Here is a 14747-nt window from a genome sequence, read left to right as displayed (position 1 = left end):
CAACCGGCGGTCCAGGCTGTTATAATGCTAGGTTCACTCCTTCATCATCTATGCCGGTGGCGCGCGCACTCATGGCCAACGAACGTCCTGCCCAGCAATCCGACATCAAGCAACTGATCAGCAAGGGCCTGGAACAGGGCTATCTGACCTACGCCGAAGTCAACGACCACCTTCCCGACGATTTGGTCGATCCCGAACAGATCGAAGACATCATCGGCATGATCAACGGCATGGGCATCGATGTCCATGAGGTTGCGCCAGATGCCGAGACGCTACTGCTGAACGACGGCAACACCGGTAACCGCGAAGTCGACGACACCGCCGCCGAAGAAGCCGCTGCCGCGTTGACCGCGCTCGACACCGAGGGTGGCCGCACCACCGATCCGGTGCGCATGTACATGCGCGAGATGGGCACAGTAGAGCTGTTGACCCGTGAAGGCGAGATCGCGATCGCCAAGCGCATCGAGGAGGGTCTGAGCCAGGTCCAGGCCGCGCTCGGCGCGTTCCCGCTGGCGGTGGAGACCCTGCTCGAGGATTACGAGCAGCACAAGGAAGGCAAGAAGCGGCTGGCCGAGATCGTGGTCGGTTTCAACGATCTGATCGAGGAAGAGCCGGCGCCGGTGGTGGTGGCCGAGGACGATAGCGCCGCCGCCGATGCCGCCGGGGACGAGGATGAAGACGCCGATGTCGATGCCAGCGAAGAGGATGCTGGCCCGACGGGTCCGGATCCGGCCGAGGTCGCACGGCGGATGGAAGTCCTGTCCGCCGAGTACGCCAAGTTCAAAAAGGCCTATGCCAAGAACGGCGCCGAACACAAGCTGGTCGCCAAGCTGCGCAACGACATTGCCGAGGTGTTTGTCACCTTGAAGCTGCCGCTACCGCTGACCGATGCCCTGGTGCGCAAGTTGCGCGATGCCATGGCGCAGGTCAAGGAACACGAGCGTCGCGTGCTGCACCTGGCGACCCACGTGGCGCGCATGCCGCGCAAGGATTTCATCCGTTCCTGGGAAGGCAATCAGACCAACGTGGTCTGGGTCGATGACGCACTCAAGCGCAAGCAGAAATGGTCCTCGGCGTTGCGCGATGTCAAGGATCAGATCATTGCCGAGCAGGAAGCCACTGTGGGGGTGGAGCAGTCCACCTACCTCAGCCTGACCGAGTTGAAGGAGATCAGCCGGGCCATGGCCTACGGCGAAGCCAAGGCGCGCAAGGCCAAGAAGGAAATGGTCGAGGCCAACCTGCGCCTGGTGATCTCCATCGCCAAGAAGTACACCAACCGCGGTCTGCAGTTCCTCGACCTGATCCAGGAAGGCAACATCGGCTTGATGAAGGCGGTGGACAAGTTCGAATACCGTCGCGGCTACAAGTTCTCGACGTATGCCACCTGGTGGATCCGTCAGGCGATCACCCGTTCGATCGCCGATCAGGCGCGCACCATCCGCATCCCGGTGCATATGATCGAGACGATCAACAAGCTCAACCGCATTTCCCGGCAGATGCTCCAACAGTATGGCCGCGAGGCCACGCCGGAGGAGCTGGCCAAGGAAATGGACATGCCCGAGGACAAGATTCGCAAGGTGATGAAGATCGCCAAGGAGCCGATCTCGATGGAGACCCCGATCGGCGACGACGAGGATTCGCATCTGGGCGATTTCATCGAGGACACCAATGTGGAGTCCCCGATCGAGAACACCACCAACATCAACCTCTCCGAGACCGTGCGCGATGTGCTGGCGGGGCTGACTCCACGCGAAGCCAAGGTGCTGCGCATGCGCTTCGGCATCGACATGAATACCGACCACACGCTCGAAGAAGTCGGTAAGCAATTCGACGTCACCCGCGAGCGCATCCGTCAGATAGAGGCCAAGGCGCTGCGCAAGTTGCGGCACCCCAGTCGTTCGGAGCAGCTACGCAGCTTCCTCGATATCGATTGATCGCACGCGTTACGGCGTACTACGCAAAAGCCCCGCTAAACGCGGGGCTTTTTTGTTGGCGAGTGCGGTGTCGGTGTGCGATCGGCATGCACACGTATGCCGCCCGTAACGCGCACGGCCCGCTGCGGAATCTGCGAGAGCCGTGCGCGTGCGGCGAAAGGGGTTACTTCAGTGCCTTGAAGCGCAGCCGCTTGGGGCCGGCATCGTCGCCCAGGCGGCGCTTCTTGTCCTCTTCGTATTCGCGGTAGTTGCCCTGGAAGAACTCCACGTGCGAATCGCCTTCGAAGGCGAGGATGTGCGTGGCGATGCGATCCAGGAACCAACGGTCGTGCGAAATCACGAAGGTGTTCCCCGGGAACTCCAGCAGCGCGTCTTCCAGTGCGCGTAGGGTTTCGATGTCCAGGTCGTTGGATGGCTCGTCGAGTAACAGCACGTTGCCGCCCTGCAACAGGGTCTTAGCCATGTGCAGGCGGCCGCGCTCGCCGCCGGACAGCGAGCCGACCAGTTTCTGCTGATCCTGGCCCTTGAAATTGAAGCGGCCGATGTAAGCGCGCGACTGGATCTCCACGCCATTGATGTTGAGGATGTCCAGGCCACCGGAAATTTCCTGGAACACGTTGTGGTTGCCTTGCAGCGTGTCGCGGCTCTGGTCGACGTAGGACAGTTGCACGGTCGGGCCGACCACGATTTCGCCCGCGTCGGGTTTTTCCTGGCCGGTGATCATCTTGAACAGCGTGGACTTGCCGGCACCGTTGGGGCCGATGATGCCGACGATTGCGCCGGGCGGGACGATCATTGACAGGTTGTCGATCAGCAGGCGGTCGCCGAATTTCTTGGAGACGTTTTTGAACTCCATCACCGCGTTGCCCAGGCGCTCGCCCGGTGGGATGAACAGTTCGTTGGTCTCGTTGCGCTTCTGATAATCGACCGATTGCAGTTCTTCCAGGCGGGCCAGGCGCGCCTTGCCTTTGGTGCGGCCGCCCTTGGCGTTCTGTCGCGACCATTCCAGTTCCTTCTGGATCGCCTTCTGCCGTGCCTTTTCCTGGTTGTCTTCCTGCTTGAGGCGCTCGTCCTTTTGCATCAGCCACTCGGTGTAGTTTCCCTTCCACGGAATGCCGCGGCCGCGGTCCAGTTCCAGAATCCACTCGGCGGCGTTGTCGAGAAAGTAGCGGTCGTGGGTGACCGCCACCACGGTGCCGGCATAGCGCGCCAGGAACTGCTCCAGCCACTCCACGGATTCGGCGTCGAGGTGGTTGGTGGGTTCGTCGAGCAGCAGCATGTCCGGTTTTTGCAGCAGCAGCCGGCACAACGCCACGCGGCGCTTCTCGCCACCGGAAAGGTTGGCGATCTTGGCCTCCCATGGCGGCAGGCGCAGCGCGTCGGCGGCGATGTCGAGCTGATTCTCCAGCGTGTGCGCATCGCCCGCGGCCAGGATCGCCTCCAGACGCTCCTGCTCCTTGGCCAGTGCGTCGAAATCGGCGCCTTCTTCGGCATAGGCGGCGTAGACCGCCTCCAGTGCGGCCTGTGCTTGCAGCACCTCGCCCACGCCTTCCTCGACCGATTCGCGGACGGTCTTGTTGGGATCCAACTCCGGTTCCTGCGCCAGGTAGCCGACCTTGGTGCCGGGTTGTGGCCGTGCCTCGCCCTCGAAATCGGTATCCACGCCGGCCATGATCTTCAGTACGGTCGACTTGCCGGCGCCGTTGAGGCCAAGCAGGCCGATTTTGGCACCGGGAAAGAACGACAGCGAGATGTCCTTGATGATCTGACGCTTGGGCGGCACGATCTTGCTGACCCGGTTCATGGTGTAGATGTATTGCGACATGGGGACTCCGTAGCGCATGCCGATGCCCGGCCTGGGCGGCCGGACAGCGGCAGAAAAGGGATGGTGAACAGTATAACGGCAAGGCCGATTCGGCTGAGGCGCAGCCGCCGTCGCGGTGCTCGAATGAATGCCGCCTTAGCTCTTTCGAGCAAGCTGAATACGTAATCGGTTGCAGCAGGAGGCGGTTCAGACGTGTGTGGCATTAATGCAATCGCCACATCACGTGATGGAGTTGCCATGAACGTCAAACGCTTTGCCACCCTTGCCCTTTGCTCAGCGCTGGCGCTGGGTTGTATGGCGCCCACGGCATTTGCCTGGGAGCCCTATGGCCCGTATCGCGATTGGGACGGTCGCGGTTGGCACGACGTCGACCGCGACGACTATTGGCGCGAACGCGAACATGAGCGGCACCGAGCGCGACGCGCATACGAGCGCGGCTACCGCGACGGCTACCGCGAGCGCGCTGATGTCGTCTATTACCGCCCGCCGCCGCCGCCGTACTGGGCGCGTGGCCAGCGATACGAAGGTCCCAACGACGTGGTCTACGACTACGACCGTTATCGGGTCAGTCGTCCACCCTATGGTTATCGCTGGGTCCGCGACGATCGGGGCGACCTGCTGTTGGTCGCGATCGCCACCGGCGTCATCGCCGACCTGGTCCTCAATGGCCGTTGAGGATGGTCCCGGGAGTATGGTGGCGGTCGCGAAGGCCGCCGCCATCTCGGGTTCGCGCTTGGGGCCGTGCGCGGCTTAAACTAGCGCTCTGCCTTTTGCTGATCCTCCCGGAGACCCGATGTTCCTGCGCGCCACCCGTATCGAAACCTACGATCCCGAACTGGCTCGGGCAATTGCCGCCGAAGCCGGTCGCCAGGAAGACCATGTCGAACTGATCGCCAGCGAGAACTACTGCAGCCCGCTGGTGATGGAGGCACAGGGCAGCCAACTGACCAACAAGTACGCCGAAGGCTATCCGGGTAAGCGCTATTACGGTGGCTGCGAGTTCGTCGATGTCGCCGAGCAGTTGGCGATCGAGCGGGTCAAGCAACTCTTCGGCGCCGATTACGCCAACGTGCAGCCGCACAGTGGCTCGCAGGCCAATCAAGCGGTGTTCCTGGCACTGTTGCAGCCCGGCGATACCATCCTGGGCATGTCGCTGGCGCACGGCGGCCACCTGACCCATGGCGCCAAGGTCAATGCTTCCGGCAAGCTGTTCAACGCGGTGCAGTACGGCGTCAACGACCAGGGGCTGATCGACTACGACGAAGTCGAGCGGCTGGCCCTGGAACACAAGCCGAAGATGGTGATCGGGGGTTTTTCCGCCTACTCGCAGGCCGTCGATTGGGCGCGTTTCCGCGCCATTGCCGACAAGGTCGGTGCCTATTTCTTGGTGGACATGGCGCATGTGGCCGGGTTGGTCGCCGCCGGTGTCTACCCGAACCCGCTGCCGCATGCGCACGTGGTCACCTCCACCACGCACAAGACCTTGCGCGGTCCGCGCGGCGGCATCATCGTGGCCCAGGGCGCGAGCGAGGAACTGGCCAAGAAGCTGCAGTCGATCGTGTTCCCCGGCATTCAGGGTGGTCCGCTGATGCATGTGATCGCGGCCAAGGCGGTGGCATTCAAGGAAGCCCTGGAGCCGGAGTTCAAGACCTATCAGCAGCAGGTGGTGAAGAACGCCCAGGCGATGGCGAGGACGCTGATCGCGCGCGGCTACAAGATCGTCTCCGGCGGCACCGAAAACCACCTGATGCTGGTGGACATGATCGGCAAGGACGTGTCCGGCAAAGATGCGGAGGCCGCGTTGGGCAAGGCCCACATCACCGTGAACAAGAACGCGGTGCCCAACGATCCGCGCTCGCCGTTCGTGACCTCGGGCCTGCGCCTGGGCACCCCGGCAATCACCACCCGCGGTTATCTGGAACAGGACAGCATCGATCTGGCCAACTGGATCGCCGACGTCCTCGATGCCCCGACCGATGAGGCCGTGCTGGCCCGCGTGCGTCAGGCGGTGACCGCGCAGTGCAGGAAATACCCGGTGTATGGTTAAGAAGCCGGGACCCGGGGCCCGGAACCCGGGTCCCGCGAAAGCGCCGGTCCCTGCATTCGCACGCCTGACCTTGCGGCTGAGTAGTGCGTGCCATTCGCCTTTTTTCGGGGCTGCGCTCGCGGATCCCGAGTCCCGGCTGCGCTGATGCACTGCCCGTTCTGCCAGCACAGCGATACCCGGGTGATCGATTCGCGCGTGTCCGAGGATGGCGCCACGATCCGCCGGCGCCGCGAATGCGAGGCGTGCGGCGAGCGTTTCAGCACCCTGGAGACAGTCGAACTCAAATTGCCGACCGTGGTCAAGAGCGATGGCAGTCGCGAAGCGTTCGACGCGCGCAAGTTGCGCATCAGTTTCGATCGCGCGCTGCAGAAGCGCCCGGTGGGCGAGGAACAGATCGAAGCGGCGGTGCGCGCGGTGGTGCATCAGGTGCGCATGTCTGGCGAACGCGAACTGCCTTCGATCCGAGTCGGTGAGTATGTGATGGCGGAACTGCGCAAGCTCGATCATGTTGGCTATGTGCGTTTCGCTTCGGTCTACCGCAGCTTCCAGGACGTGGCTGATTTTCGCGAGGAGATCGAGAAGCTCGAACGCGAACTGCCGGTAGGCAGCGAACAGTTGCCACTATTGGACTTTGTACGTACTGGCAAGCCGGGCGACAAGTCCGGCAAGCGTTAAAGGCGCATGCGCATCGTTTGTCTGGCCGAGGCGGCCCAGCATATTCCGGCCCTGGCGCAGGAGCACATGCAGGCATTCGGCACGCTGCTGGGCGACTGGAGCCTGGCCGAAACCGAGGCCGATCTGCGCAGCCACCGCTGCGATACCCGGATCCCGACCAGTTGGATCGCCCTCGACGGTCAGACATGGCTGGGTTCGGTCAGCCTGCTGCAGAACGAGGTGGCGTGTGTCCGCCCGTTTTCGCCGTGGCTGGCGAGTCTGTACGTGCGCCCGCAGGCGCGTGGCAGCGGTGTCGGTGCAGCCTTGCTTACGCATGGCATGCAGGCTGCGGCACGGTTTTCGGTGCAGTGGCTGTACTTGTATTGCGAACTGCCACTGGTGGAGTTCTACCGACGGCTGGGCTGGCAACGGCATGCGGATCTGCCACTGGGTCTGTTGCAGGTGGTGGTGATGCGCATCGACGCCGGTGCGTGCGCCGCATGAGTGGCTTCTCCGCCGCCGATCATCGCTGGATGGCGCAGGCGCTGCGCTTGGCCGAGCGTGGCGCCTACACCACGCGTCCAAACCCGATGGTCGGTTGCGTGATCGTGCGCGATGACGAACAAGTCGGCGAGGGCTTCCATCAGCGCGCCGGTGGTCCGCACGCGGAGGTGTTCGCGTTGCGCGCGGCCGGCGAGTATGCCCGTGGTGCCACCGCTTACGTCACCTTGGAGCCGTGTGCGCACTACGGCCGCACCCCACCATGTGCGCTGGCATTGATCGAAGCAGGCGTGGCGCGGGTGGTGGTGGCGATGGCCGATCCGTTCCCACAGGTCAACGGCGGTGGTTTCGCGTTATTGCGCGAGGCTGGAGTCGCGGTGCAGTCGGGGTTGATGGAGGAGCAGGCGCGCGCGCTCAATCGCGGTTTTCTGTCGCGGGTGGAGCGCGGGCGGCCATGGCTGCGGGTCAAGTTGGGGGCCAGCCTGGACGGGCGCACTGCCCTGGCTAGCGGTGAATCCAAGTGGATCACCGGGGCCGCCGCGCGCCAGGACGTGCAGCGCTGGCGCGCGCGCGCCGGGGCGATCCTCAGCGGTGCCGGTACCGTGTTGGCCGATGATCCTGTGCTGACCGTGCGCCTGGGCGAGGCGACCGAGGTACTGCCGCCGTTGCGCGTGGTGCTCGATGCGCAGTTACGCACATTGGCGCGGAGCAAGGTGCGCGACGGCGCCGCACCGACCCTCTACCTGCATGCGCCCGCGTTGGTGCCGCCGGCACTGCCCAATGCCGAGTTCACTGCGGTCGCGCTGCATGAGGGACGTCTGGATCTGGAAGCGGTACTGCGCCTGCTGGCCGCCCGCGGCATCAACGAGGTCCAGGTCGAGGCCGGCGCGACCCTCGGCGGCGCTTTGCTGCGCGCTGGCCTGGTAGACGAAGTGCTGGTGTATCTGGCGCCGGTGTTGCTCGGCGACGCCGCGCGCCCGCTGCTGGCCGGGCTGCAGATCGACACGCTGGCGCAGCGGTGTCCATTGCAGCTGCTGGATGTGCGTCAGCTCGGCGACGATCTGCGCCTGCTGTTGCGCCCGGTTGCCGCAGACGCCGCGTCTGCGTAGCGGCGTAGGTGGGTGTACCCACGCGGAAGGTTGCCGCGCGAACTGCGACGCTGCGTCCGATCGGTGCCGCAGCGCCGCCTGTTAGAATACGTCTGCCGGTTCGCCGGCGACCACAAACGTCTTCAGGGCGGGGTGCGATTCCCCACCGGCGGTAGGTGCGTTCGCGCACGAGCCCGCGAGCGCTTCCCACAGCCGCCTGCGCGGCGATGGCAAGGTCAGCAGATCCGGTGCGATGCCGGAGCCGACGGTATAGTCCGGATGAAAGAAGACAGCTGACGCACGGCCTCGCGGCTGGGCGCGCGCCTGTTTGCCTTGTGGCGTTTTTCGCTCACTGCATCGCGAGAAACGGATATGTTCACTGGGATCATCGAAGGCGTCGGCCATCTCGCCGCGCGTCAGCCGCAGGGCGGTGACGTTCGCTTCACCTTCGCGACCGGCAGCCTGCCGTTCGCTGATGTGCAGCTCGGCGAGAGCATCGCGGTCAATGGCGTGTGCCTGACCGTGATTGCCTTCGATGCGGACGCGTTCCAAGCCGACGCTTCCACCGAAACCCTGGGCCTGACCACGCTCGGTACGCTGGCCGAAGGCGCGGCGCTGAATCTGGAACGGGCGATGCGCCCCACCGACCGTCTTGGCGGGCATCTGGTCAGCGGCCATGTCGATGGTCTCGGCCGGGTGTTGGCGATTCACCACGATGCGCGCGCGCAGCGCTGGCGTTTCGCCGCGCCGTCGGCGCTGCTGCGCTATATCGCCAAGAAGGGGTCGATTTGCGTGGACGGGGTCAGCCTCACCGTCAATGCGGTCGATGTCGACGGCTTCGAGGTCGCGCTGATTCCGCACACCGTGGCGCACACCGCGTTCGCGCAGACCACGGTGGGCACACCAGTGAACCTGGAGATCGATCTGGTCGCGCGTTATGTCGAACGCCTGCTGCAGGGGCGTGAGGCCTGATTCTGGCCGTTCTTTTTCGCCGTGGCGCGTCGTTGTCTGCGATGCCTGCGGTGCCCACCGTCTTCCGCGAGTCGCCGCATGTCGCCTTCCACCCTCCCGAGCCTGAACTTCGCCCCTATCCCCGTGTTGCTGGAAGAACTGCGCGCTGGACGCATGGTCGTCATCGTCGACGACGAGGACCGCGAGAACGAGGGCGACCTCATCATGGCTGCCGAGCTGGTCAAGCCCTCTGACATCAACTTCATGGTCACCCACGCGCGCGGCCTGGTGTGCCTATCGCTTACCCGCGAGCGCTGCGCGCAGCTCGGCTTGGCGCCGATGGTCCAGCACAACACCGCGCAGTTCCATACCAACTTCACCGTCAGCATCGAGGCGGCCGAAGGCGTGACCACCGGCATTTCCGCTTACGACCGCGCGCATACCGTACGTACCGCGGTCAAGCCCGATGCCAAGCCGCACGACCTGAGTCAGCCGGGCCACATCTTCCCGTTGATCGCCCACCCCGGCGGTGTGCTGACCCGTGCCGGCCACACCGAGGCCGCCAGCGATCTGCCGATGCTGGCGGGGCTGGAACCGGCCGGCGTTCTGGTGGAAGTACTGAACCCCGACGGCAGCATGGCGCGGCGTCCGCAGCTGGAGGAGTTCGCACGCACGCACGGGCTCAAGATGGGCTGCATCGCCGATCTCATCGCCTACCGCCTGGCGACCGAGCACACCGTCGAGCGCATCGACGAGCGTCCCATCGTCACCGAGTTCGGCGATTTCACCCTGGTGACCTACCGTGATCGCATCGCGCACGATCTGCACTTCGCCCTGGTCCGTGGCCCGTTGGACGCGGACACGCCGACCCTGGTGCGGGTACAGGTGGAGAACCCGCTGGCAGACTTATTGCACTGGCGTCGCGAGGATTTTGGTGTGGCCGCCAGCGATGCGTTACGCGCCATCGCCACCGCCGACCGGGGGGTGATGGTGGTGCTGTCGGCGCCGCGCGACAGTCAGGCATTGCTGGCGCGGCTGCGCGCGCAACCGGAGGCCGCCCACGGCAAGGACGTGGGCCAGTGGCGCCGCAATGGCGCCGGCAGTCAGATCCTGGCCGACCTGGGGCTGGGCAAGCTGCGCGTACTGGGCACGCCGCGCCGGCAGATCGGCCTGGCCGGCTTCGGCTTGGAGGTGGTGGAGCATGTGGAGGTCGAACCGGGCCTGGGGATTGGCGACCTGGGTTCAGGAAACGCGTGATGTCCAGGCAGGACGCCTGATTGGCGCGCCGTGCGCTTGCATGTCCCGAGCCCCGGCTGCTCGCCTGCTAAACTTTGTAGCCCACTGAACCTGATACCACCATGACCCACTACGAAGGCGATCTTCGCGCTCCCGCATCGGCCCGCTTCGCGATCGTCGCCAGCCGCTGGAACGCCCGCATCACCGACGTACTGGTCGCTGGCGCACGCACGAGTCTGGCCGGCAACGGCATCGCCGAGGATGCGGTGGACGTGATTCGCGTGCCTGGCGCGTGGGAGCTGCCGCTGGCCGCTGCGCATCTGGCAGCGACCGGCCGCCATGCGGCGATCATCGCACTGGGCTGCGTGATCCGCGGCGATACCCGTCACTACGAACACGTCGCCGACGGTTGCGCACAGGGACTGCTGCGGGTATCGCTGGATTTCCGAATTCCGGTGCTCAACGGCGTGCTGGCCGTGGAGCGGGTCGAAGACGCCGAAGCACGTGCCGGCGGCAGTCACGGCAACAAGGGCGAGGAAGCGGCGCTGGGTGCGCTGGAGATGGTCAATTTGCTGGAGCAACTGCCGTGAGCAAGTCCGCCGGGCACAGGCACCCGCGCCGCGATGGCGTCGATCCGGTGTTGCGTTCGCGCGCGCGGCGACGCGCGTTGCAGGCGATCTATGCCTGGCAGATTTCCGGCGGCAATGCGCAGCACGTGATCGCCCAGTTCGCCCATGAACAGGCGCACGAAATCGCCGACCTGGTGTACTTCGAAAACCTTGTCGAGGGCGTGCTCAAGCATCGCGCCGAACTGGACGCGGCGCTGGTCGGCTATCTGGATCGCACCGTGGAGGAAGTGGATGCGATCGAGCGCGCTGTGCTGCGCTTGGCCGCCTACGAACTGCTGTATCGGATGGACGTGCCGTACCGCGTGGTGATCAACGAAGCGATCGAGACAGCCAAGCGTTTCGGCTCCGAACATGGCCACACCTACGTCAACGGGGTGTTGGACCGTGCCGCGCTGGAATGGCGCGCGGTCGAGTCGGGCGGCTGAGCATGGGCGCCGGGGCCTGCGACCAGGGACCGGGAATCTACCAGTGCGGTCATTGCGGGCCGATGGCGCGCCGCGCGATGCGTGACCCATTGCGATGGTCGAGTTCGATCTGATCCAGCGGCTGCGCGCGCGCAGCGGTACGCGCGCGGACGTGGTTTTGGGCATCGGCGACGATGCCGCGCTGCTGCGCGTGCCGCCGGGCGAACTGTTGGCAGTCACCACTGACACGTTGAACGTCGGCGTGCATTTCCCTGCCGAGACCGCAGCGGCTGACTTGGGTTGGAAAACCCTGGCGGTGAATCTCTCCGACCTCGCCGCGATGGGCGCACAGCCGCGCTGGTGCACGCTGTCGCTGTCGTTGCCGCAGGCGGATCCGGCCTGGGTGGACAGCTTCGCCGACGGCTTTTTCGCGCTGGCCGAGGCGCATGGCATCGTGCTGGCGGGAGGCGACACGACGCGTGGACCGCTGTCGCTGTCGGTCACCGCGCTCGGCAGCGTGCCAGCGGCCGCCGCGTTGCGTCGCGATGCCGCGCAGCCCGGCGACGACGTCTGGATCACCGGACAGCCGGGGGAGGCCGCTGCCGGGTTGGCGCTGTGGCAGGCCGGACGGCTGGATGTGGCACAACCAGCCACCGATCCGGTCCACGAGCACCTGCGCCAGCGCTTGCTGCGGCCCACCCCGCGCGTGCAGGCCGGGCACTGCCTGCGCGGTCTGGCGCGGGCCTGCGTGGACATTTCCGATGGCCTGCTGGCCGATCTGGAACATATCTGCGTGCGCAGCGGTGTCGCTGCCGAGTTATCCCTGGCGGCGTTGCCGGTTGTCGCCGCTCCGTCTGAGGCGAGCACAGCGCAGGTACATGCTTGGCAATTGGGCGGCGGCGACGACTACGAGTTGTGTTTCACGGCTCCTCCAGCGCAGCGCGAAGCGATTATTCAGGCGCTGCAGGGCTGTGCGGTGGCGGCGACGCGGATTGGGCGCATCGTGGCCGGCAGGGGCATCGTCGTGCGCGATGCGGACGGTCGGCCTTGGGTGCCGTCGCGAAACGGCTACGTGCATTTCGTCGGATAAAACCCCTCGCGTGGCCTCGGTGGGCCGTGCCATGGCGCGTGATGGTGCAGAGACGGAATTTACGCAGAATTTATTCAAATCCGTTTGCGTTTTGCAACGAAGATATTCGGCGATTTCTATACTTTCCGCGCTGCTGCAGGGGCGTTGGATCGATGGCGGGAGGTGTGCGTTTGTCGCTGACGGCGGCGCCGCTCTGGATCTGCCGCTGCGCCCGGCGCGCTCTGGTATCGGGTCGCGTGCGGGCCTATGCGCCGCCCGACGCCATCGGTTGTTGTCGATCTGCGGTGCCAGCATCCCGCTGCGGTCAGTGATGAGCGCAGCGCAGGATGTCGGAATGCCGCAGGTGTGGTGTGTGTCCCTGTGTCTTATCTATCACCCCAAGAGGACGGCTCGTTGCGAGCCGATGTTGCAATGTCCATGAAGATTCATCCCTTATTCGTGTCCCTGGCCCTGCTCTGCGCCGGCAAGGCGGTTGCGGCCGACGTCACGGTTCCCCTGTCGGTGGCCATGCCGGCGATGCTGCAGGAAAGCGCCGCTGCAGCTCAGCCGGTGAGCGCAGACTGCTCCAACGGTTTCTTCTCGCGCTTTGTGGCCGCGTATCGCGAAGACGCCCAGCCTGCCGACCCGAATGCGCCGGCTCCGGCACGGCGCGGCATGGAGTCGCCATTCTCTTCGCCGCCATTTCCGTCGGCGGAATGGCAACTTGGCGGAGTGGACTATCCAGTCGGCGTGCCCAGCGAGAATGCGCAATATCCGCTGGAAAAGGCGCTGGCGTGCACGCACGTCGGACACTGGATGCAGGATCATCGGATCGAGCTGTACGGCTGGATCAACCCTTCGCTCAACGCCAGCACATCCAGGTTCTCGAACTATCCGTTGTCCTATGACGCGCGGCCCAATCGCGGTGAATTCAATCAATTCCTGTTCCGTTTGCAGCGCCTGCCGGACACGGTGCAGACCGATCACATCGATTGGGGTTTTCACCTGGACGATCTGTACGGCTACGACTACCACTTCACCACGATGAAGGGCGTGACCAGCGATCAACTGCTGAATCATCCGCGGCCCAAGAGCGCGTTGAACGGCAAGATCTACGGCAACGACCCGATGATCGCCTATGTCGACCTGTACGTGCCTTGGGTGGCGCAAGGCATGGTGGTCCTGCTCGGTCGGTATCTGTCGTTGCCGGACATCGAGGCGCAGTTCTCGCCCAATAACTACCTATTGACCCACTCCCTGTTGTACACGGTCGATGCGTATACCGATATGGGTATCCTCACCACCACCAAGCTCAATGATCAATGGATTTTGCAGCTGGGCGTGCATGGCGGCGATGACACCGCGCTGTGGGATTCCAACAGCCGCTTGAGTGCGCAGGTCTGTTTGCGCTGGGTCTCCAAGAGCAACAACGACATGTTGTATCCGTGCGTGGAGTCTTACAACAACGCCTCGCAGACCTACAACAATCTGCAGGAATTCGTTTTGACCTGGGGGCACCGTTTCTCGCCGCGTGTGCATACGCTCACCGAGGCGTACCACATCTATGTGCGTAATCAGGCGCTGGCTACCGATCCGTGGCAGTCGCAGGCGCCAACCGGCAGGCCCGGTTACCCCCTGGGCCAGGCGCCGAATTTCCCGCTGGGGCGCAATTCGACCGACGCCATCGTCAACTACGTCAACATCCAGCTCGATTCGAAAAACATGCTGTCCATTCGCAACGAATTCTTCAACGACCACGTTGGGCAGCGGACCGGCTTTGCCACGCGCTATTCGGAGCATACGATCGGTCTCACCCACTGGGTGTCGCAGGATCTGGAGATCCGCCCCGAGCTGCGCTATGAGAAAGCTTACGATTTCCCGGCTTACGATGCCGGGCACAAGAGCCATCAGACGACCGCTTTGCTCGACGCGATCCTGCATTTCTAAGTAGTTCATGGTGGCAGCGCGCCGCCGTTGAATGCCGTCGTGCGGTGAGTGCCGTGCGACGGCAGGGCGCCGTCTGGTACCTACTACAGGCGGCGCGTGGTCGATCCGCGTCCTGGGCCGCGATACACGTGTGCATGCACCGGCTTTATGCAGAATTTATGCGGTCTGCGCCAGTTCGCTACTGAGAGTTTATGGCGCGCACTTCGATAATATCGATCTGGGCCGCTAGGTCCGTCCGATGCCGCCTCCTATGTTTCCTGCTTGTTTTTTCGGTCCCCGCCCAGCGCGTTCGGCGCTCGGTGGCGTTTGCTTGCGATTTGCGGCCCGCTTTGATTGTGGGCTGCGCACCTGTCTGGAGTTGACACCATGAGCGGTTGGCTTGCATTTGTTTGCGGCGTAGCGGTGATCGTCACCGCTGGCTACCTGTTGTACGTGATCCTGCGTCCCGAAGATTTCTGAGCC

General features: G+C 64.4%; 14 protein-coding genes and 1 riboswitch. Of the genes, 13 read left to right on the top strand and 1 reads right to left on the bottom strand.

The window, feature by feature from the left end:
• Positions 1 to 71: 71 nt before the first annotated feature.
• A complete protein-coding gene (rpoD, locus tag XalbCFBP2523_RS04020; RefSeq protein ID WP_012917316.1) occupies positions 72 to 1934 on the top strand; it encodes an RNA polymerase sigma factor RpoD in 1863 nt (620 codons plus the stop codon).
• A 163-nt stretch (positions 1935 to 2097) separates the two neighbouring features.
• Here the strand turns inward: rpoD and ettA are convergent, their stop codons facing one another.
• Positions 2098 to 3759 (bottom strand): energy-dependent translational throttle protein EttA, encoded by a 1662-nt coding sequence (gene ettA, locus XalbCFBP2523_RS04015; RefSeq protein ID WP_045761063.1) that lies wholly within the window; start codon positions 3757 to 3759, stop codon positions 2098 to 2100.
• Between the two features lie 237 nt (positions 3760 to 3996).
• On the opposite strand from ettA, the gene XalbCFBP2523_RS04010 reads away from it, so the two are divergent.
• The 12 genes from XalbCFBP2523_RS04010 to XalbCFBP2523_RS03955 all read left to right on the top strand — a co-directional run bounded on the left by XalbCFBP2523_RS04010 (position 3997) and on the right by XalbCFBP2523_RS03955 (position 14744).
• Positions 3997 to 4434: an RcnB family protein gene (locus tag XalbCFBP2523_RS04010; RefSeq protein ID WP_045766357.1), complete on the top strand. Its 438-nt coding sequence runs from the start codon at positions 3997 to 3999 to the stop codon at positions 4432 to 4434.
• Between the two features lie 118 nt (positions 4435 to 4552).
• Complete coding sequence (glyA, locus tag XalbCFBP2523_RS04005) at positions 4553 to 5806, top strand: serine hydroxymethyltransferase (protein WP_045766356.1); 1254 nt, start codon at positions 4553 to 4555, stop codon at positions 5804 to 5806.
• A 144-nt stretch (positions 5807 to 5950) separates the two neighbouring features.
• The gene (gene nrdR, locus XalbCFBP2523_RS04000) at positions 5951 to 6481 is read left to right on the top strand and encodes a transcriptional regulator NrdR (protein WP_012917312.1); all 531 of its coding nucleotides are present in this window, start codon (positions 5951 to 5953) and stop codon (positions 6479 to 6481) included.
• 6 nt (positions 6482 to 6487) lie between these two features.
• Positions 6488 to 6964 (top strand): GNAT family N-acetyltransferase, encoded by a 477-nt coding sequence (locus tag XalbCFBP2523_RS03995; protein ID WP_012917311.1) that lies wholly within the window; start codon positions 6488 to 6490, stop codon positions 6962 to 6964.
• Positions 6961 to 8070: a bifunctional diaminohydroxyphosphoribosylaminopyrimidine deaminase/5-amino-6-(5-phosphoribosylamino)uracil reductase RibD gene (gene ribD / locus XalbCFBP2523_RS03990; protein ID WP_045766355.1), complete on the top strand. Its 1110-nt coding sequence runs from the start codon at positions 6961 to 6963 to the stop codon at positions 8068 to 8070. The genes XalbCFBP2523_RS03995 and ribD overlap by 4 nt, the downstream gene beginning before the upstream one ends.
• Positions 8071 to 8184: 114 nt before the next feature.
• Positions 8185 to 8344, top strand: a riboswitch (FMN riboswitch).
• Positions 8345 to 8421: 77 nt separating this feature from the next.
• Positions 8422 to 9021, top strand: a complete 600-nt coding sequence (locus XalbCFBP2523_RS03985) for a riboflavin synthase (RefSeq protein WP_045766354.1) — start codon at positions 8422 to 8424, stop codon at positions 9019 to 9021.
• A gap of 102 nt (positions 9022 to 9123) precedes the next feature.
• Entirely contained in the window at positions 9124 to 10257 is a 1134-nt protein-coding gene (gene ribB / locus XalbCFBP2523_RS03980; protein WP_045757411.1) for a 3,4-dihydroxy-2-butanone-4-phosphate synthase, read from the top strand.
• A 101-nt stretch (positions 10258 to 10358) separates the two neighbouring features.
• A complete protein-coding gene (gene ribH / locus XalbCFBP2523_RS03975; protein ID WP_012917307.1) occupies positions 10359 to 10826 on the top strand; it encodes a 6,7-dimethyl-8-ribityllumazine synthase in 468 nt (155 codons plus the stop codon).
• Positions 10823 to 11290, top strand: a complete 468-nt coding sequence (gene nusB, locus XalbCFBP2523_RS03970) for a transcription antitermination factor NusB (protein WP_012917306.1) — start codon at positions 10823 to 10825, stop codon at positions 11288 to 11290. Before ribH ends, nusB begins: the two co-directional genes overlap by 4 nt.
• Before the next feature lie 94 nt (positions 11291 to 11384).
• Positions 11385 to 12359: a thiamine-phosphate kinase gene (gene thiL / locus XalbCFBP2523_RS03965; protein WP_045766353.1), complete on the top strand. Its 975-nt coding sequence runs from the start codon at positions 11385 to 11387 to the stop codon at positions 12357 to 12359.
• A 411-nt stretch (positions 12360 to 12770) separates the two neighbouring features.
• Positions 12771 to 14285, top strand: coding sequence for an outer membrane beta-barrel protein (locus tag XalbCFBP2523_RS03960; protein WP_045766352.1), 1515 nt, complete (start codon positions 12771 to 12773; stop codon positions 14283 to 14285).
• Between the two features lie 366 nt (positions 14286 to 14651).
• Positions 14652 to 14744 (top strand): potassium-transporting ATPase subunit F, encoded by a 93-nt coding sequence (locus XalbCFBP2523_RS03955; RefSeq protein WP_012917303.1) that lies wholly within the window; start codon positions 14652 to 14654, stop codon positions 14742 to 14744.
• Positions 14745 to 14747: the final 3 nt, after the last annotated feature.

Source organism: Xanthomonas albilineans (assembly GCF_002939705.1).
GTDB lineage: Bacteria > Pseudomonadota > Gammaproteobacteria > Xanthomonadales > Xanthomonadaceae > Xanthomonas_A > Xanthomonas_A albilineans.
The sequence above is the reverse complement of the archived record's forward strand: the minus strand, read 5'-3'. Positions and strand labels throughout refer to the sequence as shown.